At 64.6% G+C, this 19683-nt stretch carries 18 protein-coding genes; 9 read left to right on the plus strand and 9 right to left on the minus strand.

The window, feature by feature from the left end; translation table 11 throughout:
- The first annotated feature begins 4 nt into the window (after positions 1-4).
- From ACIBI6_RS31880 to ACIBI6_RS31910, 7 genes are all read left to right on the plus strand, one after another.
- Entirely contained in the window at positions 5-1504 is a 1500-nt protein-coding gene (locus ACIBI6_RS31880; protein ID WP_396958765.1) for an MCE family protein, read from the plus strand.
- The gene (locus tag ACIBI6_RS31885) at positions 1501-2544 is read left to right on the plus strand and encodes an MCE family protein (protein WP_364349003.1); all 1044 of its coding nucleotides are present in this window, start codon (positions 1501-1503) and stop codon (positions 2542-2544) included. Before ACIBI6_RS31880 ends, ACIBI6_RS31885 begins: the two co-directional genes overlap by 4 nt.
- Entirely contained in the window at positions 2544-3539 is a 996-nt protein-coding gene (locus ACIBI6_RS31890) for an MlaD family protein (protein WP_364349109.1), read from the plus strand. Before ACIBI6_RS31885 ends, ACIBI6_RS31890 begins: the two co-directional genes overlap by 1 nt.
- 5 nt (positions 3540-3544) lie before the next feature.
- The gene (locus ACIBI6_RS31895; protein WP_364349106.1) at positions 3545-4657 is read left to right on the plus strand and encodes an MlaD family protein; all 1113 of its coding nucleotides are present in this window, start codon (positions 3545-3547) and stop codon (positions 4655-4657) included.
- The gene (locus ACIBI6_RS31900; RefSeq protein ID WP_364349000.1) at positions 4654-5760 is read left to right on the plus strand and encodes an MCE family protein; all 1107 of its coding nucleotides are present in this window, start codon (positions 4654-4656) and stop codon (positions 5758-5760) included. The genes ACIBI6_RS31895 and ACIBI6_RS31900 overlap by 4 nt, the downstream gene beginning before the upstream one ends.
- A gap of 73 nt (positions 5761-5833) precedes the next feature.
- Positions 5834-7012, plus strand: coding sequence for an MlaD family protein (locus tag ACIBI6_RS31905; RefSeq protein WP_364348997.1), 1179 nt, complete (start codon positions 5834-5836; stop codon positions 7010-7012).
- A 108-nt stretch (positions 7013-7120) separates the two neighbouring features.
- On the plus strand, positions 7121-7831 hold the full coding sequence (locus tag ACIBI6_RS31910; protein ID WP_364348994.1) for a hypothetical protein: 711 nt from the start codon (positions 7121-7123) through the stop codon (positions 7829-7831).
- A 101-nt stretch (positions 7832-7932) separates the two neighbouring features.
- Here the strand turns inward: ACIBI6_RS31910 and ACIBI6_RS31915 are convergent, their stop codons facing one another.
- The 7 genes from ACIBI6_RS31915 to ACIBI6_RS31945 form a co-directional block, all read right to left on the minus strand.
- Positions 7933-8511: a ribonuclease H gene (locus ACIBI6_RS31915; RefSeq protein WP_364348991.1), complete on the minus strand. Its 579-nt coding sequence runs from the start codon at positions 8509-8511 to the stop codon at positions 7933-7935.
- A 10-nt stretch (positions 8512-8521) separates the two neighbouring features.
- Positions 8522-8992, minus strand: coding sequence for an SRPBCC family protein (locus tag ACIBI6_RS31920; protein ID WP_364348988.1), 471 nt, complete (start codon positions 8990-8992; stop codon positions 8522-8524).
- 151 nt (positions 8993-9143) lie between these two features.
- A complete protein-coding gene (lhgO, locus tag ACIBI6_RS31925) occupies positions 9144-10427 on the minus strand; it encodes an L-2-hydroxyglutarate oxidase (RefSeq protein WP_364348985.1) in 1284 nt (427 codons plus the stop codon).
- Between the two features lie 42 nt (positions 10428-10469).
- A complete protein-coding gene (locus tag ACIBI6_RS31930) occupies positions 10470-11162 on the minus strand; it encodes a hypothetical protein (protein ID WP_364348982.1) in 693 nt (230 codons plus the stop codon).
- A gap of 348 nt (positions 11163-11510) precedes the next feature.
- Positions 11511-12296: a TIGR03084 family metal-binding protein gene (locus ACIBI6_RS31935; RefSeq protein WP_396958766.1), complete on the minus strand. Its 786-nt coding sequence runs from the start codon at positions 12294-12296 to the stop codon at positions 11511-11513.
- Between the two features lie 130 nt (positions 12297-12426).
- On the minus strand, positions 12427-13782 hold the full coding sequence (locus tag ACIBI6_RS31940; protein WP_396958767.1) for a hypothetical protein: 1356 nt from the start codon (positions 13780-13782) through the stop codon (positions 12427-12429).
- Between the two features lie 114 nt (positions 13783-13896).
- A complete protein-coding gene (locus ACIBI6_RS31945; protein ID WP_364348973.1) occupies positions 13897-14325 on the minus strand; it encodes a MerR family transcriptional regulator in 429 nt (142 codons plus the stop codon).
- A 184-nt stretch (positions 14326-14509) separates the two neighbouring features.
- On the opposite strand from ACIBI6_RS31945, the gene lon reads away from it, so the two are divergent.
- Together lon and ACIBI6_RS31955 are read left to right on the plus strand one after the other, a co-directional pair.
- Positions 14510-16852 (plus strand): endopeptidase La, encoded by a 2343-nt coding sequence (gene lon / locus ACIBI6_RS31950; RefSeq protein ID WP_396958820.1) that lies wholly within the window; start codon positions 14510-14512, stop codon positions 16850-16852.
- A gap of 108 nt (positions 16853-16960) precedes the next feature.
- Positions 16961-18598, plus strand: coding sequence for an FAD-dependent monooxygenase (locus ACIBI6_RS31955; RefSeq protein WP_396958768.1), 1638 nt, complete (start codon positions 16961-16963; stop codon positions 18596-18598).
- On the opposite strand, the gene ACIBI6_RS31960 is transcribed toward ACIBI6_RS31955, so the two are convergent.
- Both ACIBI6_RS31960 and ACIBI6_RS31965 read right to left on the minus strand, forming a co-directional pair.
- Positions 18556-18990 (minus strand): PaaI family thioesterase, encoded by a 435-nt coding sequence (locus tag ACIBI6_RS31960; protein ID WP_364348967.1) that lies wholly within the window; start codon positions 18988-18990, stop codon positions 18556-18558. The genes ACIBI6_RS31955 and ACIBI6_RS31960 overlap by 43 nt on opposite strands.
- Before the next feature lie 12 nt (positions 18991-19002).
- Positions 19003-19557, minus strand: coding sequence for a TetR family transcriptional regulator (locus ACIBI6_RS31965; RefSeq protein ID WP_364348964.1), 555 nt, complete (start codon positions 19555-19557; stop codon positions 19003-19005).
- Between the last annotated feature and the right edge of the window lie 126 nt (positions 19558-19683).

The following is a 19683-nucleotide window of genomic DNA, read 5'->3' on the forward strand; positions in this document are numbered from 1 at the left end:
CGAGATGATCATCGATCCCAGTGGGCGTGGCCCCACCATGCGACAACTGTTGGTCGCCGGCGTATGCGGACTCGTCGTCTTCGCGCTGATCCTCGGCTTTCTGATGGCAAGATACCGAGGCTATTTCGTGCCCAAGGTGCATGTGGTCGCCGATGTGACCAACACCGGTGACGGGCTGCCCAGCGAGGCCGACGTGAAGTTCCGTGGCGTGCTCGTCGGCGCGGTCAAGGATGTCGACGTCGTCGCCAAAGGTGAGCGGCAGAAGGTGCAGATCGACCTGAAACCGGAGTTCGCCGGCGATATCCCGTCGAACGTGACCGCCCGAGTGGTGCCGAGCAACCTGTTCGCCGTCACCTCGGTGGAATTGGTCTTCAATGGACCCGCGGACAAGTACCTGCACGAGGGTTCGGTCATCGAAGAGGATCAGAGCCAGGGCACCATCGCGCTGCAGGACACCCTCACCAAGGTCCGCACCGTTCTCACCAAGCTCGACCCGGTGCAGTTCGGCCGGGTGCTCGGCACACTGTCCCAGGCGCTGGACGGCAGCGGCCGGATGCCGGGATCCACCATCGAGCGGTTGGACAAGTGGCTCACCTCGGTGGACGAGTCCATCCCGAATCTCGGTGTGCTGCTGGACGATTTCTCGGCCTCGGCGCATGCGCTCAATGAGTCCGCACCCGAATTGCTCGATGTGCTCGGCAGTTCGGTGAAGACCGCGCAGACCATCGCCGATCACCGGACGGCGCTGGTCGCCCTGATCAGCGGTACCGCGGGCACGGTGGATTCGGTCAACTCGCTGTTCGCCCGCAACGGCGATGTCGGCAAGCAGGTGACCGCCGGTACCAGCGATATGTTCGGCGCGCTCGCCGCGGATGCGAATTCGATCCCGGACACCATTGCCTCGCTGAACAGCTCACTGCGCAAGCTCGGTCAGACCTTCCACTGGGGTCCGCAGCGGCAGATGGTCTGGAACGCGGGTGTCACGCTCACCCCGTACCGGCCTTACGAACAGGCCGACTGCCCGCGCTACGGCAATCTGCCCGGACCGAGCTGTGCCACCGCACCGGCGGTCTCCGATCCCGGCTATCTGCCGGAATCGATGAAGCCGCGTTCGCTGGAAACCGCGCAGGGTTTGGCGAAATTGCCACTGCCCGCGGGCTTCCCGGAGATTGCGGGTCTCACCTCCCCGGGCGATCCGCTGGCGGCGACCTCGGCCGAGCCGAAGCCGGGCAGCCCGTTCGCGGGTACGCCGCTGGAGGGGTTGTTCCCGAATCCGGCGCCACCCGCGTCGAATGCGCAGCCCTCCGCCGACCAGCCCGCGGCTCCGGCCGTACCCGTCCAGCCGGCGAGTGCGCCCGTAACCGCCGGTCCGATTTCGTACGAAGGAGATGCCGCGATCGTGGCCCTGCTCGGTCGTCGGCCGACGGCGGCCGAATATCTGCTGCTCAGTTCGGCAATGCGCGGGGGCACCCTGCAGGTCGGCGAAAGCGGTACCGCTAAATGAGCATTCGTAAACCACTCATCGGCTTCGGCCTCTTCGCGATCGTCTCGATCCTGGTCACCGTCGTCGTATGGAATACGCTCGCGCGGGTCGTGGAGGGTTCTACCAACACCTACACCGCGACCTTCAGTGATGTGCTCGGTCTGCGCGCGGGCGATGACGTCCGAATGGCGGGCGTGCGGGTGGGCAAGGTCGAAAAGATCGAACTCACCCGCGATCCCAAGACCAAGAAGTCCCTCGCCAATGTGACGTTCATCGTGCAGCGCAACCAGACGGTGTACGACGACACCAAGGCGCTGGTGCGCTACCAGAACCTGATCGGCCAGCGTTATGTCGCGCTGGCCCCGGGCAAGGCGGCGAGCCCCGCGGCGTTGAAGAACAAGGCCACCATTCCGCTCGAGCGCACCGAACCGTCCTTCGATGTGTCCGGACTGCTCAACGGATTCCAGCCGCTGTTCCAGGTGTTGCAGCCCGAGCAGGTGAACCGGCTCTCGGAGACCTTCATCCAGGCATTGCAGGGTGACGGTGTTTCGTTGAGCGCGTTCATCAACCAGGCGGCCACCCTGGCCACGGATTTCCAGCGCCGAGACGCGATTCTCAGCGATGTGATCACCAACCTCAGCGGCGTCATGTCCGGGTTGGCCAAGCGAGGTGATGAATTGGAGACCCTGGTTACCCAGACCCGGGCACTGATCGGCGGCCTGTACGACCAGGGGCAGTCGCTGCAAGCGTCCACCGTGCAGATCGCGGATGCGACCAGCGGGCTGGTGGACATGATGGGCAAGATCCAGCCGAAGCTGGCCAGCGCACAGGATTCGACAAGCGCCGCGCTCACGCTGCTGATCGCCAACGGCGCCAAGCTGGACCAGGCCGCGATCGACCTGCCCGCGGTGCTGGCCGATATCGGCAAGTTCACCCAGGACGGCGCCTATGCCAACGCTTATATCTGCAAGCTGGATATCTCGCTCTATGGCGTCCTGCTCCCCCGCGGCCTGCTCCCAATGATCGGTGGTAACGGACAGTCGGCGGTGTGCCGCCCATGATGACCAAGATCAAGGACAGGTTCAATAACAACCGCTACTTCTGGCTGGGCGCGATCGGCGGTGTCCTCATCATCGTGCTGCTTATCGGGTCCAGTGCGTACAAGCTGATCGGCGTCGGTGAGAAGTCGGTCAAGGCCGAATTCGCGCAGACCGCCGGAGTCAAGGTCGGTGACAAGGTCAATATCGCCGGTGTCCCCAGTGGCCATGTGGCCGGTGCGAAGCTGGAGAACGGGCACATCCTGCTCACCCTCAGCGTGAGCGACGATGTGAAGCTCGGACCGGATGCCAGGGCATCGATCAAGATGGCGACGCTGCTCGGTGCGCGCTACGTCGACCTCGATCCGGGGGACGGGTCGGGGTTGAAGGGCGGCCGAATCCCGTTGTCCAACACCTCGGTTCCGTACAACCTGGCCGATGTGGTCGAGTACGGCACCCCGAAGTTCGAGGCGCTCGACACGAAGCAGTTGGCCACTTCGCTCGATCTGATCAATAAGCAGCTGGGCGATTCGCCCGCGCTGACGGCGCAGGCGCTCGACAGCGTCGGCGCGCTGGCGAAGGTGATGGATTCGCGCAAACAGGAGGTCGACAGCCTGCTCAAGGATCTCGACCGGGTCACCCGAATCCTCGGCGACAACCGCAACAGCGTGCTGCTGGTGATCACCCAGGGCGAGGCCATCGCCAACCGGGTGATGGAGCGTCAGGGTCTGCTGCGCCAGCTGCTCGACAATGTGTCGACGCTGAGCCGCCAGCTGCAGCAGATCGGCGCCGCCAACAACAACCAATTCGGCCCGACCATCGAGCAGTTGAACACCATGGCCGAAGGCCTGCAGAAGAACAAGGACAACCTCGACCGGCTGCTGCAGATCATGCCGGTGTCGGTGCGCACCCTCAACAACGCGTTCGGCAATGGACCCTACGGTGAGGTCGGCCTGCCGTGGGTCTTCCCGGACAACTGGTTGTGCTTCGCCCATGTGATCGAGGGGTGCCAGGGATGAAACTGATGCGAATCAACCTGCGGCGCCCGAATATCGGGCGCATCGCCAAACCACTGATGGTCAGCGCGGCGGCCCTGGCCATCGGCAGCTGCTCGCTGGTGCCGAGTTCGGTGAACAGCGCACTCGGCAACACCATGACGATCACCGCCGACTTCGAGAACATCGCGGGCGTCTTCGAGGGCAATCCGGTCACGGTGCTCGGTCTGCAGGTCGGCAAGATCGACAAGATCATTCCCAAGGGCACCCTGGTCGAGGTGCATATGACGATCGACAAGGACGTCAAGATTCCGAAAGATGCGATGGCCGCGATCGTTTCGCCATCCATCGTGACCGACCGGCACGTCGAACTCACCCCGGTCTACACCCAGGGCGAGTCCATGTCCGACGGTGCGCATCTGCCGAAGGCGAAGACCAAGACACCGGTCGAGCTGGACACGATGCTGAAGACCATCGATCAGTTCGCCGCGGCGCTCAAGCCGGAACCGGGTACCGAGGGCATCGGTCCGCTGTCGGGTCGGGTGCTCTATCCGATGTTGAACGGCAACGGCGAGAAGATGCGTGACACCCTCAACGCGCTCTCCAGCGCATTGAAGGTCGGCGTCGACAATAAGGATGCGGTCTCCAGCATCATCGTCAAGTTGAACGAGCTGACCACCATGCTGGCCGAAAACGACCAGTCCGTACGCGATTTCAGCAATCGGATGACGCAGATGACCGGACTGCTGAGCGATCAGGCCCCCGGTCTGCAGGCCACGCTGCAGCAGCTCAACGACTTCCTGGCCAATACCAGTTCGGTCTTCGTGCAGTACCAGGATCAGTTGGGCAGTTCGCTCGAGGGTCTGACCAAGGTGACCGATCAGTTGCGCGCCAACGCCCGCGGCCTCACCGAGGTCGTCGACCTCGCGCCGCTGCTCATGCAGAACCTGGACCGGTCGATGAACCGGGAGTTGGGCTACGTCCGACTGCACGGCAACCTGCCCACCTTCCTCAACGGTGAACTGCTGAGCCTGTTCTGTGAGCGGATTCAGATGCGTTCGGATGGCTGCCGCACCGGCAAGCTCGAGGATCTCGGTCCGGACCTCGGTATTACGGCGGCACTGCTGGGGATGACCAAATGAGCGACCGGTTCACAATGAAGGCCCGCCGCACGCTGATCGCGTTCGCGGCGGCATCCGGGGTGGCCATCACCTCCGGCTGTGGTTTCACGGTGGAGAAGCTGCCGCTGCCCAAACCGGGCTTGGCCGGTGAAACCTATACCGTGCACGCGAAATTCGAGAATGCGCTGAATCTTCCCGATCAGGCGAAGGTGAAGATCGGTGGCTCCGATGTCGGTGTGGTCTCCAATATCCAGACCAAGAACTTCGAGGCCATTGTCGATCTGGAGATCAGCAAGGACATCGAACTTCCGGTCGGCAGTACGGCGGAACTGCGCCAGGCCACCCCACTCGGCGATGTGTTCGTCGCGGTCGCCAAGGCCAAGGCGGACCCGGGTTCGCCGGTACTACACGATGGCGACACGATGGGCCTGGACAAGACCTCGGCGGGTGCCACCGTCGAGGAGCTGTTGATCTCGGTCTCCATGTTGTTCAACGGCGGCGGTGTCGCCGCATTGACCAAGCTGACCTCGGAAATGGACTCGATCGTCGGCGGTCGCGGTGATCAGATGGCCCATCTGATCACCGAAATGACCGGTGTGGTCGGCAGTTTGAACGCCAACAGCGCTCGGGTGGACAGTGTGCTCGCCGAGTTCGGTTCGCTGGCCACCACCATCGAGGGACGGCATTCGGAATTGGGCCAGGTGGCCGATACGCTGCCGCAGATGATCGGCGCAGTCGCCGAGAACAACCGGGCGATCGGCGATCTGCTGCAGAAGATTTCGGTGACCAGCGCTGCGCTCGGCGACTACTCGACCACCTCGAGCGATCAGCTGGGCGATCTACTCGACAATGTGAAGAAGTTGATGGACGCGCTGTCGCAGACCGAGCAGACCTTCGGTCCCGCGCTGGACGCGCTGCACGATATGCGCGCTCCGATCGACGCGTCGTTCCGCGGCAACAGCCTCGCGGTCTACGCCACGCTGACCAATATCCACAACTTCAGCTTGTTGTCGGATCCGGGGCAGGGCAAGTTCTTCGATGGTCGCGATCTCGCGGACTTCGCGGGCAGCCTGATCACCGTCTTGCAGGCAATTCAGGGACGACTGCAAGGGGGACACCGATGAGTGAGCGAAGCGAGCGAATCATGTGCGAGCACGCGCAGCGCATGCCGGAACCGAGCGCCGGCGAGGTGCGGGCATGAGCTGGCTCGGCAAACTGCTGCAGCGCAAGCTGCTGCTGTCCACTATCGGCCTGGTGCTGGTGTTCATCCTGGGCGCCACCTATCTGCTGGTGAGCGTCATGCGGGTGAACCCGCTGAAATCGACCTACGCCGTCACCGTGCATCTGGACCGCTCCGGCGGACTGCAGCCCGGTAACGATGTGACGCTGCGCGGCTTCCGCGTCGGCAAGGTGACCTCGATCGAATTGATCGACCGCGGACAGTCCATCGCCGCGAAGGCCGATATCGACTCGAAATTCAAGATTCCGGTCGACACCAAGATTTCAGTGGGTGCGCTCTCCGGTGCCGGTGAGCAGTACATCGACTTCCGGCCGAATACCGAGCAGGCACCGTTCCTGAAGGACGGTTCGGTCATCCAGTTCGATGCGGAGAAGATCAAGACCCCCACCCCGGTCTGGTCGGTGCTCGACAACTCCAGCGCGCTGATCGCCCAGGTCGATCCGGATAAGTTCAGTGTCATCCTGGCCAACCTGGACACCGCGCTCAGCGGTGGCCCGGATCAGTTGCGCGGCATGGTCAACGGCGTCAGTCTGGCCATGGCCGGCCTCGATAATCTGCTCCCGCAGACCCAGAATCTGATCACCAACCTGCGCACCATCGCGAACACCACCTCGAATGCGCAGCCTGATCTGGGGACGCTGACCCGCAATTCGGGTCAGCTGTTCGATCAGTTCAACAATGCCAATGCCGAATTGCAGGCGATCCTGGAGAAGGCGCCGGGACAGCTGACCAGCCTCGGTGCGGTACTGGACAAGACGTCCGATCCGATCACCAGTCTGGCGGCCAACTTCGCGGCGGTGACCAAGGCCGCGCAGCTGCGGATCCCGGCGCTGCAGGCGCTGTTCCCGGCGCTGAACCTCGGGTTGTCCGCCGCGGGTGTGCCCGCGCACGACAATGAGTTCCACACGGTAGTCGACGTCTGGGTTCGGCCGATCTGCCAGTACAAGCACACGCCGATCCGCAATGAGGTCATCCAGGACGGTTCGCTGCCCAAGTGGAACTACTGCGAGAATCCGCCGCCCGGACTGCAGATTCGTGGTTCGGCCAATGCACCGCGACCGAATGTGCCGGACAATGGCGCGCAGATGCCGCCGGGCGTGGATCCGAATGAATTGACCCCGCCGCCGCTGCGGTGACCAGCCACAGCGATACTCGCCCCTGAGGTGCGAACGGTTCGTCCGATGCGGACCGACAAGACCATATCGGTGCGCTCGGGTGCGCCGGGAAAGTGCAGGATTGTATCGATGTCCACAGATGATGTCGGCGCCGAGAAGCAGAACTCGGATGCTGAGGAAGCCGATGCCAAGGTCGACGCGTCCGCCGAGGACAAGACGGTCGAGATCGGGAAGTCGGGCGATGCGGTAGCCGCCGCGCCGCCGAAGCCGGCTGCGGACAAGGGTGCCGGGCAACCGGTCGCCCCGAGTGGTGGCAAGGGTTCCCGCGCACTGGTCCCGATCATCGCGGCGTTCGTCGCCGGTGTGCTGCTCGTCGCGGCGGTCACCGCCGTCGTGGTGTTCTACCGGCAGGCCGGCAACCGCGGCGACGAGTTGGACGCGCACGAGGCCGCCACCGCGGCCGCGTGCGATTACGGCAAGCTGATCTCCACCTACGATCCGCAGACCATCGACGAGTACTTGAAGAAGGTGGATGCCGCCTCGACCGGCGACTGGAAGGATCAGTTCGCCAAGCTCGGCCAGGACCTCAAGGGTGTCGTGATCGACGCCAAGGCCACCTCGTCCACCTACGACATGCAGTGCGGCTTCCAGTCCGGCGATACCGAGAACGCGAATGTGCTGGTGGTGATCGGTCAGACCACCACCAATGTGAATATCGCCGCCGCGAACAAGCCGCCGAGCAAGGTGGAACTCGTGGTGGTGGCCGGTCTGAAGAAGGTCGGCGACAAGTGGCTGGTCGACAAGTTCGACCTGCCCATCCTGAAGCAGATGGGCAACTGATCGGATTATCTACTCCGAAAAGCGCCTCCGGGCGGGTGGGAATGGCACCACCCGCCCGGAGGTCTTTCCGGCGGTCTTGCACCCGGTCGCGCCCGGCGGACTCAGAACAGCGTCAATGCCTGAGGTGCTGGCGCGACCGGCTTCCCCGCTGACCGCGGTCGGGCGGATTTTTTGGTCTTATCGGAGGAGTCCTCGAGCAGCGGCAGCAGCTCGGGGAGTTCCGCGGTCGGGACCTCACCGGCGGCTGCCGAGGCCGCGGCCTGTCTGGCCGCCTCACCCGCGAGGGTGTCGGCCATTTCGTTGTAGTAATTGCCGACATGACCACGCACCCAACGGAACCGGACCGGTCCCGGTCGTGAGGCGATTGCCCGGTCGATCTGTTTGATGAGTTCGACGTTCTTCACCGCGCCGCCGCTGGCGGTGCGCCAGCCATTGGTGCGCCAGCCGAAGATCCACTCCGAGGCGCATTTGATCGCGTACAGCGAATCGCTCTCGATGAACAGCGGTTCCTCGCCGGGATGTGCGAGTACCGCCTCCAATAGCGCGCGCAACTCCGCGACCTGATTGGTTCCGGTGGCGGCTCCCCCGCTGCGTGAACCGCCCTGATGATTGACCCAAGCCCAGCCGATAGCGCCGCCGGGATTGCGGAGGCAGGATCCGTCGGTGCTCACGATGATCATGGATGGCACCCTACGCAATCCGACCGACAAGATCGGTACCGTGGAATTGCTCTATCTCCCTTCGCAACTGGGATTCGGTGTGGCGCAACGCCGAGCGCACGGCGAAATCCACCGGGCGCAGGCACGGCCGACCGAACAGCCCACCCGGTGGAGCGTACTCCGCTTCCGAGGTCAGCACCGAGCGTCCGTAGCCGAGCGGGTCGAAGCGCAGCGTCAAAGTCCCTGATAACGGGCCGCGCAATGTGTAGCCGATCACCACATTGCGCCGGTATTCGGTGATCTCGCATTCGACGGTCGGTCGCCACAGCCCCAGTCTGATCCGTGTCATGAAGACCGCACCGAGACCCTGGTCGAGCTCATCTTTCGGCTCGAACGCGGCGACGGCGAACATCCAATCCGGTACGAACAGATGGTTGTCGGTATAGGTGAAGGCCACCTCGACCGGGGCTCCGACGTCGCTCGCGTACTTGATGTGGCCCATAGGGCCCCTCCCTGTTGGCTGCCGCTAAAAGTACTACAGCTCTCCTCTTTATTCGAGGGTTTGCCGGGAATTTGGTTGGCGGGCTTACCAGATTGATGACCGGGTGGTCGCTTGGTTTGCTGGGACGCGCGACGCAGCTAACTCGGTGGCGTCACAGTTGGCCGACGATGTATTCGGCGATCGGCATGGCCGAGGTCGCCGCGGGTGACGGTGCGTTGAGCACATGAATCGAGCGCGGTGTGCGTTCGATCAGAAAGTCGTGCACGAGGGTTCCGTCGCGCAATACCGCTTGCGCGCGGATCCCCGCCTCGCGCGGCCGCAGGTCCGCGACCGTCAGCTCCGGGCAGTACCGTCGGCATTCGGCCAGATAACCGCGTTTGAACAGGGAGTTGCGCAATTCGCGCAGTCCGGTGCGCGCATGCGCGCGGGCGACCCGGCGGAAGCCGGGAAAGCCGAGCACCGCACGGGCGTCGCGGGCGTCGAAGCTGCCCTTGCGGTAGCCCTCCCTGGCCAGACCGAGCACGGCATTGGGGCCGACGGTCAGGGTGCCGTCGATCATCGGGCTCAGATGCACCCCGAGGAATGGCAGGTTCGGATCGGGAATCGGATAGATCAGTGTGCGCACCAGTCCGGATCGGCTGGGCGGTAACTGGTAGTACTCACCGCGGAACGGCACGATGCGGAAATCGTTTTGCAGACCGGCGAGGGCGGCCATGCGGTCGGCCTGCAGACCCGCGCAGACAACCAGCGTGCGCGCGGTCCAGGAACCTGCGGGACCCGCCGCGGTGACCGCGTCGGTGGTTTCGGTGAGTGCGGTGATCTCGGCATTCAGCACGATTTCACCGCCCGCGGCCCGAACCTCCTCGGCGAGTGCGGTGGTGACGCGGGTGAAGTCGATGATGCCGGTGGCAGGCACGAACAATGCGCCGAGACCGGTCACATGTGGTTCGCGGCGAGTCAATTGGGCGCTGTCGATGAGTTCGACATCGACACCGTTGGTGACCGATCGTTCGTGCAGCGCGAGCATTCGCTCGTATTCGGCGCCGTCGGTGGCCACCAGCAGTTTTCCGCACACCTCGAACGGAATATCGTGGGCCGCCGCGAATTCCTTCGTCCATGCGGCGCCCTTCCGGCACAGGCGGGCCTTCAGACTGTCCGGCGGGTAGTAGATGCCGGAATGGATGACGCCGCTGTTGTGCCCGGTCTGATGGGACGCGAGTGCGCCGGCCTTGTCGATGAGCACGAGGCTCGCATCCGGATGCTGCCGCAGAATCCGATGCGCCGTTGCGACTCCGACGATCCCGCCCCCGATGACGCAGAAGTCGTATCCGCCTCCCCGAGCCTTTTGCCGGCCGTTGGGAGCCTCGAAGGTTCGTTCGCGGACTGGCGACCGAGTGTCGGGTCGAGTTCTGGGCGTGCCCGATGAGTTACCCATGTACATACGAAATCAGTTGTTGCGGCGTGCAAGCAATCTGTGTCAGACGGTGATCGTGCTATTCGACTCGGTGGCGTTATCCGTTTCCGGAACCGTCGACTCCGCGGAGCTCGGTGTGTGTTTCGTGCTGGGCGGGGGATTGCGGTCCAGTCGCAGGCCGTGTTCGCCGAGGGTCGGATCGGAGAAGGTGAATATCACTTCGCCGTTGTGCGTGTCGACCTCGGTGCGCAACTGGGTGACGCCGCCCGGATCGGCGTGGATACCGAGCCGGTCCCGAACCGGTTCGGTGAGCAGGAAATCCGTCAGTATCGTCAGCGCGTTGGTATCCACGGTGAAGGTGACGGAATTCGCGCGGCCGGGTGCCACCTGCGCGCCGACATAGGCGGTGCCGAGGCGTAGTTTGCCACTGATTCCGGCGGAGGCAGGCGAATCGGTATGGGCCTGAGAGGTTTTCACGGTGCCGTCATTGGATTCCGCGGGAAAGCGGCCGAATAGCGCGGGCAGATCACGACTTCCACCGGTCAGCACGGCATCGGAGAGCACGGGACCGTAGTCCGTGTCGACATCCGGAATCCGGACCGCAGGCGGTGCGGCGATATCGTTGGTGGCGTACTGGGTATCGGCCATCTGGTGGACGATGTAGGCCCCGGAGGCGACGGTGAGAGTGAGGCTGGCGGCGCCGGCGAGCACGATGGCGGTATGCCGAGCGATCTGGGCAGGCTTATGTGATGCCACGATGCGTTCCTTTCCGTCCGCCCCTGCACCCCTCACCGCGCGGCCCGCATCGTTGAAAGCCGTACGCTCGTCCAGGTTACAGGGGCAGCCGCAGGTGGCACCGCATGGGAGAGATCAGCATCACAAAAGCCGGGTGACGCCTTCGATACCGAACTCGAGCCGAAAGGCGTCGTCAATGTTTCCACAAGCTGACAAGCGGGTAAATACACTTAGCTGGCGAGCGCCATTCTCGACTGCCACATCGAGACACCCGGCCAACGGCGTCCGGCCGACACGAACGGCGCACCCAAGTGTGGCGCTCGCCCGCACCTGCATTCCGGTCGGACCCGATGGTTGGGACTCGGCGGGTCAGGCGAACTGGCCCGCCGACCGCCCGTCACCCGTCGGTCCCGCGAAAGCCTGTGCGATGGTGAGCCATTCGGCGGCATCCGCACCCACTGTTTCCAACGCCAGATCGCCTCGGTGACGGCGCTGCGTCACCAGCAGGCAGAAGTCCAGTGCCGGACCGGTCACATTCTGCGCGGCATCCTCGGGACCCCAGGACCACACGCTGCCGTCCGGTGCCATGAGTTCGACCCGGAATTCCTCGGTGGGCACGGTCTTGCCGCGCACGGTGTAGGCGAAATCCCTGGTCCGCACGCCGATATGGGCGACCGTGCGCAGCCGGGCGGTCGGTGTCCTGCTCAGCCCGAGTGCATCGGCGATGTCCTGGCCGTGTGCGAAGGTCTCCATCATGCGCGCGCTGACCATGGATGCCGGGCTCATAGGCGGTCCGAACCACGGCAGTTTGGTGCCGGAGGGCACCGCGCGCAGGGCGTCGATCAGCGCGGCACGGCCGCGGCGCCATCGGTCGAGCAGTTCGGCGGCGGGTGCGGTGGCCGCCTCCTCGGCGGCCTCGTCGACAAAGGTGAATGCCTTCGGGCCTGCGTCCTCGACCAGCCGCGCGAAACCGTCCGGATCGGTGGCGGCCAGCGCGGCGACCTCATCTGTCCAGGCCAGATGGCCGATCTGATGGGCGATACTCCAGCCAGGGGCGGGTGTCGACGTGGACCAGTCCGCCAGCGGCGCGACGATGCGTTCCAGTTCCGTGCAGTCGTCGGCGAAATCGCGCAGGAGCGCGTTCAGGTCGGTCATCTGATCCCTGTCCCGTCCAGGCGCACTGCTTCGTACGCCGTCGCGGTTCAGCATCGCAGCGCGCCGAAAAAAATGCAAGCGTGCGTGCTTGTATTTGGCGCGGGCGCGCAGCCGACCGGAATCGGGCCGGTTACCAGCCGAAAATCGTCAGGTGCGCCGCACCGACCACCAAACCGAGCAGTGCGCCGTGTAGATACAACAGCCAGGCATCCTGTTCGACCGAGGCATAGAACATCTCCATGAACTCCCCCGGAGTGAGGTCCTGGAGCTTGCGTGCGGCGAACTCGTCGATCTTCTCGGCCTGTTCGAGGGTGAACTCCTCGTCCTCGACCAGGCTCGGGGCCAACCCGACCGCCGCGCCCGCGGCGCCGACCTTGAGGTTGTCGAATTGGCGGCGGCCGAAGGCGACGCGCACGATCGAGGTGGTCGGGCCGAGTTGGCGATGGATCTCATCGGAGACCAACCGCTCGATCAGCTGCCTGGTCTTATCGCCGTTCGGGCCGTCGAGCAGTTCCTTGGACAGGTTCGGCAGCGTCAGCACCTGGTAGGCGAGAATATGCGCGAGATCGGTCGCCGCCTGCGGCTGCCGCTTGGCCAGTAGCGCCTGCTTCCACAAATACTTGTAGCGCGGCTGCGGATCACCCGGTTCGAAAACCATTTTGACCGCGATGACATTCACGATCACGCCGATCGCCGCCGAGGCCAGCAGCACGATCACCCAGCCCGGTACCCAGCCCAACACCGGAATGGTGTGGTGCACATGCATATACAGTGCGAGCAGCAGTCCGAACGGCGCACCGAGCAGGCCGATGCGCACCATGAAACGCAATTCGGGGGCGGCGATGGTGGTCGTCAGATCCTTGAGGATGTACGGGTTTTCCTGCAGATACCGAATGACGAAGGATTTGATATCGATGAGCTGGTCGACATTGTCGCCGAGCGATTCGAAGGCCCGCCTGGTCAATGCGGGCAATTCGCGATCCACCCGCTGATAGATGACCTGCTTCATCGCCCTGGGTACGCCGCGCCACAGGTCTGGATTCTCCCGATACATCACCTCGTCGACGATCGGTTTGACCCGCTTGCTCGCCAGTAGCGCAAGGTAATCGGCAATACTTTCCAGATCCAGTTCGTGAATGAAATCCCGCGGACTGCCGATCCGCATCAGCGCCTTGTCGACACAAATGCTGGCCATCTTCTCCGCGCGCGCCGGAATGAATCCCTGGAAACCGAGCCGGCGGCCGTCACCGGAGAATGTCGGCAGCACCTGGACCCGACGCGGAAAGTATGGATACAACACCTGCAGGCCAGGAATCCGAATTCCGCGAAAGACGACCGGCCAGAACAGCATCAGCACACCGGTCCAGTTGGTGAGCCACCCGGCGAGCGCACTGAAGACCGGAAAGGTGATCAGATCGACGGAGAACTTCGTCAGGCCGGTCAGCTCTTCCCAATCGATGAACACTCCGGATGTGAGTGTTGTCATCGTGGGATCCCCCCTCAAGCCGCCCAGGTCGTGAGATATCTAGCTGCCAACATTCTCATTGGCTCCGACAGGGTGTCAATGCGGAGCTGGGCACCTGATGTGCAGTCGGTCACGCTACCGGTCGCCGGTGGCGATTCGTCCTCGGTAGATATCGAGCTTGCGATCGATGAGCGCGAGGTTCTCCTGGATCTCGGCGAGTTTGGCGACAACCTCGGCGCGGTGTGCCTCCATCAGCGCGATGCGCTCGGGCTCGTTGCCGTTTCCGGCGGCGACGAGTTCGGCGTAGCGGCGGATGGTCTGGATGGGCATTCCGGCGGCGCGCAGCCGGGTGCATATGTAGATCCAGTCCAGGTCGAGTTGGTGATAGCGCCGGCGCCCGCTGGCGGTGCGGTCGACGGGGGTGATGACCAGGCCCGCGCGTTCGTAGTAGCGCAGGGTGTGCACGCTGACCCCGGTGCGGCGCGCGGCCTCCCCGATACTCAGCCCGTCCGGATTGTCGCAGCGAACGGGCCCGGAGACCGGCCGCGCATTGGCTTCGAGCACGCTCCGAATTCTAGTACCGCACCGAACGCCGATCGCTGTGAGCGAACGTGGGCAACGGTGTGGAACAAACGTGGGACGGCCGGGGTTGACTGGGCATCGCTCAACTTTTGGAAGGGTCGAACACGTGACTACACCACAGAACCTGCCGGTGCTGTTCCTGACCGATCCGATCGTGCTGCCGGGCATGGTCGTGCCCATCGAACTGGACGAATCGGCGCAGGCCGCCATCGACGCCGCGCGCGCCGCGAATACCGACGCGGTGCTGCTCGCGCCCCGATTGACCGAGGGCTACGCCTCCTACGGCGTCGTCGCCACCATCGAACAGGTCGGCCGGATGCGCGGTGGCGCACCCGCCGCGGTGCTGAAGGCCGAACGGCGCGCCAAGATCGGTCACGGGGTCACCGGGCCGGGCGCCGCGCTGTGGGTGGAGGCCGAACCGGTGGAAACCCCCGCCGCCGACGGTCGCACCAAAGAGCTTGCCGCCGAATACAAGAAGCTGGTCGTCTCGGTGCTACAGCGCCGCGAGGCCTGGCAGATCATCGACGCGGTCAATCAGCTGACCGATCCGTCGGCGATCGCCGATACCGCTGGCTACGCGCCGTACCTGACCGCCGAGGAGAAGCGTGAGCTGCTCGAAACCCCCGATACCGCACAGCGTTTGACCAAGCTGATCGAGTGGACCAAGGCGCATATCGCCGAGGCCGAGGTCACCGAGAAGATCAGCGAAGATGTCCGCGCGGGCATGGAGAAGAGCCAGCGCGAATTCCTGCTGCGCCAACAGCTCAATGCGATTCGCAAGGAACTCGGCGAGGACGAACCCGACGGCGCCGATGACTACCGCACCCGGGTCGAGCAGGCCGATCTGCCGGATGACGTGCGCGCCGAGGCGTTGCGCGAAGTCGGTCGACTGGAGCGGGCCAGCGATCAGAGCCCGGAATCCGGCTGGATCCGGACCTGGCTGGATACCGTTCTGGACCTGCCGTGGACCGTGAAAACCACGGATAGCGCCGATGTTTCGGCCGCCCGCGCGGTGCTGGACGCCGATCACCACGGCCTGGACGAGGTCAAGGATCGTATGGTCGAGTACCTGGCCGTGCGATCCCGCCGGGCCGCGCGCGGACTCGAGGTTGTCGGCGGACGTGGTTCCGGCGCCGTGCTGGCGCTGGTCGGCCCGCCCGGTGTCGGCAAGACCTCGCTCGGCGAGTCGGTGGCACGGGCCATGGGCCGCAAGTTCGTTCGCGTCGCCCTCGGCGGTGTGCGAGACGAGGCGGAGATCCGTGGTCACCGGCGCACCTACGTCGGTGCGCTGCCAGGCCGGATCGTGCGTGCGATCAAGGAGGCGGGATCGATGAATCCCGTTGTCCTGCTGGACGAAATCGATAAGGTCGGCTCGGACTTCCGCGGTGATCCGGCCGCGGCCCTGCTCGAGGTGCTGGATCCGGCGCAGAATCATACGTTCCGCGATCACTACCTGGATCTGGACTCGGACCTGTCCGACGTGCTGTTCATCGCGACCGCGAATGTCATGGAGACCATTCCGGGCCCGCTGTTGGACCGCATGGAAATGATCACCGTCGACGGTTACACCGAGGACGACAAGGTGGCCATCGCCCGCGACTTCCTGGTGCCGCGGCAGCTGGAACGCAATGCGCTTACCGCCGAGGAGGTTTCGATCACCGAAGCGGCTCTGCGTGAGGTCGCGGCCAACTACACCCGGGAAGCCGGTGTGCGGCAGATGGAGCGGTTGATCGCGAAGGCATTGCGCAAGGCCGCGACTCGGCTGTCCGAAGGCGGAAGCGGTTCGGCCGACAATGTGGTGTCGCTGGGATACGACGCAGAGTTGGGATACGACTCCCAGGAGTCGTTGACCATCGATCTGGACAACCTGAAGGACTACCTGGGTCGCCCGCGCTTCACCCCGGATTCGGTGGAACGCACCGCGGTCCCCGGTGTGGCAACGGGTTTGGCGGTCACCGGTCTCGGCGGCGATGTCCTCTACATCGAGGCCAATGGCGCCGAGGGCGAGCGTGCACTCACCCTGACCGGACAGCTGGGAGATGTCATGAAGGAGTCGGCGCAGATCGCCCTCACCTACGTGCGCTCGCACCTGGCGGAGATCGGCATCGAACCGTCGGTGCTGGATCGCAATATCCACATCCACTTCCCGGCGGGTGCGGTGCCGAAGGACGGGCCCTCGGCGGGTGTCACTATGGTCACCGCCCTGGTGTCGCTGGCGCTCGGTCGCCAGGTGCGCGCGGATGTCGGCATGACCGGTGAGGTCACGCTGAACGGCCGGGTGCTGCCGATCGGCGGAGTGAAGCAGAAGCTGATGGCCGCGCAGCGCGCGGGTCTGCAGACGGTGTTCATCCCGGCCCGCAACGAGCCGGATCTGGACGACGTGCCCGCGGATGTGTTGGCCGCCTTGGACGTGCGCCCGGTCGCCGATGTGGCCGATATTCTGGCCTACGCCATCGAGCCGGTTGCTGAACCGGCGCTGGACGCCCCCGCCTTCGCGGCGAGCGCCTGATAATCCGCCTCGAACGGGCCGTACCTGCGGGTACGGCCCGTTTCGTATGCATGGTCGCCGTGACCGCGACGCAAGGCCGATGCAAGCCCGCGCGCACATGATCGTGGCATGACTTCTACGCAGCGGATTCCCGTTCTCGTTGTCGGTGGCGGCCTGGTCGGGCTATCGGCCGCGCTGTTCCTCGAATACCACGATGTCCCTTATGTTCTCGTCGAAAAACGGACCAAGGTTTCGGCGTTGCCCAAGGCCCGCGGCCTGCATACCAGGACCTCCGAGCTGTTGCGCCAGGTCGGTGTCGAGGGACAGGTCGAGCAGGCCGCCGCGACCGCGTTGCGTGCGGGCAGTTTCGGTGGTGCACGCCGCGGCACCAGTCTGATCACGGCCGAGCCGCTGGACCTCAGCCACTTGCGGGCGGCAATGGCGGCGGCCGATCCAAGCCCATCGCAGTTCTGCTTCCTGCCCCAGGTGCTGCTCGAGCCGGTACTCGCGGCGCAGGCACGCGAACGCGGTGGTGATCTCCGATTCGGGGTCGAGCTCATCGATTTCGAGGCCGATGACGCGGGTGTCACGGCGACCGTGCGTGACGAATCGGGCCGCAGCTCGGTTATCCGGGCCGACTACCTCATCGCGGCCGACGGTGCGGCCAGCCCGATCCGTCGGGCATTGGATATCGCGGGCTGGGAGGTGCCACCGACGCATCACTACATCAATGTCTTTGTGCGGACCGATCTTACGGGTGTGCTCGGCGATCGCACCTTCAGCCAGTGCGAGATCAGCAATGACACCATGCGCGGACTTGTCCTGTCCAAGAACAACACCGACGAATGGTCCTTCCAGCTCCAATACGATCCGACCCGTGAGACGGCCGCGGACTATCCGGACGAGCGCTGTGTCGAGCTGATCCGTGCCGCGATCGGCGTGCCCGATATCGAGGTCGAGGTACTGGCGCGAAGTGCTTGGGACACCGCTAGTTTCGTGGCCGACGAGTACCGGCGCGGGCGCGTCTTCCTCACCGGCGATGCTGCCCACCGGCACGCGCCCTGGGGTGGTTTCGGCGGCAATACCGGTGTCGCCGACGCGCATAACCTGGTCTGGAAACTGGCCGCCGTGCTGTCGGGTACGGGCGGACCCGCACTCCTCGATTCCTATCAGGCCGAACGGTGGTCACGTGCGATCATCGCCGCCGAACAGGCCAATCTGGCGGCCGACTTCGAAACCCGCTACGGCATCGAAACCCCTGACAACGCGGACATTTTGGCGCGGCGGTTGGACTTCGGGGCGGTCATGATGCGATTCAGGTACTGCTCGAGCGCGGTATCGCGCAAACCCGCCGATTGCATCGAATGGGTCGAGCCGCACGTCGAGCGGCTGACCGGACAGGTCGGAACGCGACTGCCGCACTTCTGGCTCGACGCCGAGCACGCCACCTCGACGTTAGATCTCTGTGGACCCGGCTACGCGATTCTGATCGCCGGAAATTCGGCTGCCTGGCGTGATGGCGCGGCCGATGCGCAGCGCGAAACCGGTATCGAGATCGCGGTGCACGGCTTGGGCGCCGAGTGGGGTGCCTGCACCGATCTGCCGGCGGGTGGTGCGCTGCTGGTGCGCCCGGATGGGCATGTGGCCGCGCGCTCCGACGAGGGGTTGCATCCCGGCTCGCTGGTCACCACCTTGCGGTCGCTCATGGGCTGGTCAGCGGATGCTCAGTTGCCGAGTTCGCGTTCGACCGAGCGCGCAGTGCCCTGAGCGACCGCGCACAGCACCGGTTCGGAGTCCGGACGTTCGGCATAGATTTCGCACGCGACGACGGCTTGGCGGCGCGTCGACCCGGTTACGGTGGCCTCGGCGCGCAGCCGGGTACCTGCGGCGGGCCGCAGGTAGGTAATGGTGAAACCGCCGGTCAGTACATTGGCGCCGAGTACCGTTCCAGCGGCGAAGGTGAGGGCGTTATCGGCCGCATAGGACACCACACCGCCGTGTACGAAGCCGAATTGCTGGCCCAGTTCGGGACGAATGGGAATGACGAGTGTCGCCGCGCCATTGCCGAATGCGGTGAGTTCGGTACCGACCAACTGTGCGAACGGCTGCGCGGCGAGTACCTGCTTCGCGAGATCCAGGTCGAGGGTGATCGTTGGCATGGATGGCTCCGTTCAGTCGTTACCCAGTGCTTGCCAGGCGGCCTCGGCTAGTTCGTGCGCGACATCGATTGGTGCCGTGCGGATTTCACCGCCGAGCCAGTGCCGCGAGTACTCCTGCGCCGGGCCCAGCCACAGTGCGTAGACGAGGTCGAAATCGAGATCGCGCACCGCGCCGTAGCGGGCGTGGGTGCGCCACCAGCGCAATACATTGCGCAGGAATTCACGATTGCTGTCGCTATCTCGGATGCCGGGCGGCCGAGCCGAGGTGAGCACCTTTGCGCGGTACTGATTGTCGGTAACCCACCGGAGATGTTCGATGACGCCTGCGGTCACACCCGCCCGCGCATCGGTACTTTCGCCGACGACCACCCAGAAGTGCTCCTGATAATCGGCGAGCGCATGCGTCCACACCTCGCGGTACAGCTCCGCCTTATCCGGAAAGTGGTGGTAGAGCGCGCCGACACTTGCCCCCGCCGCGTCGCGGATCTGGGTCAGCGTGGTCTCCAACGTCCCCCGCTCCGCGAACTGTCGCTCGGCCGCCAGCAGCAACCGATCCCGAATCTTCATGACCAGAATTTAGTTCTGTTTTGCGGGCGGCACAAGGCTGGCGCGACGTGGTTCGTCGAAAGGGCGCCGATGGAGCCGGCACGCTGTGGGCGCTCGCGGTATCCGATCCATGCTTCGAGGACTGGC

The sequence above is a fragment of the Nocardia sp. NPDC050412 genome (assembly GCF_044458825.1).
Classification (GTDB): Bacteria; Actinomycetota; Actinomycetes; order Mycobacteriales; family Mycobacteriaceae; genus Nocardia.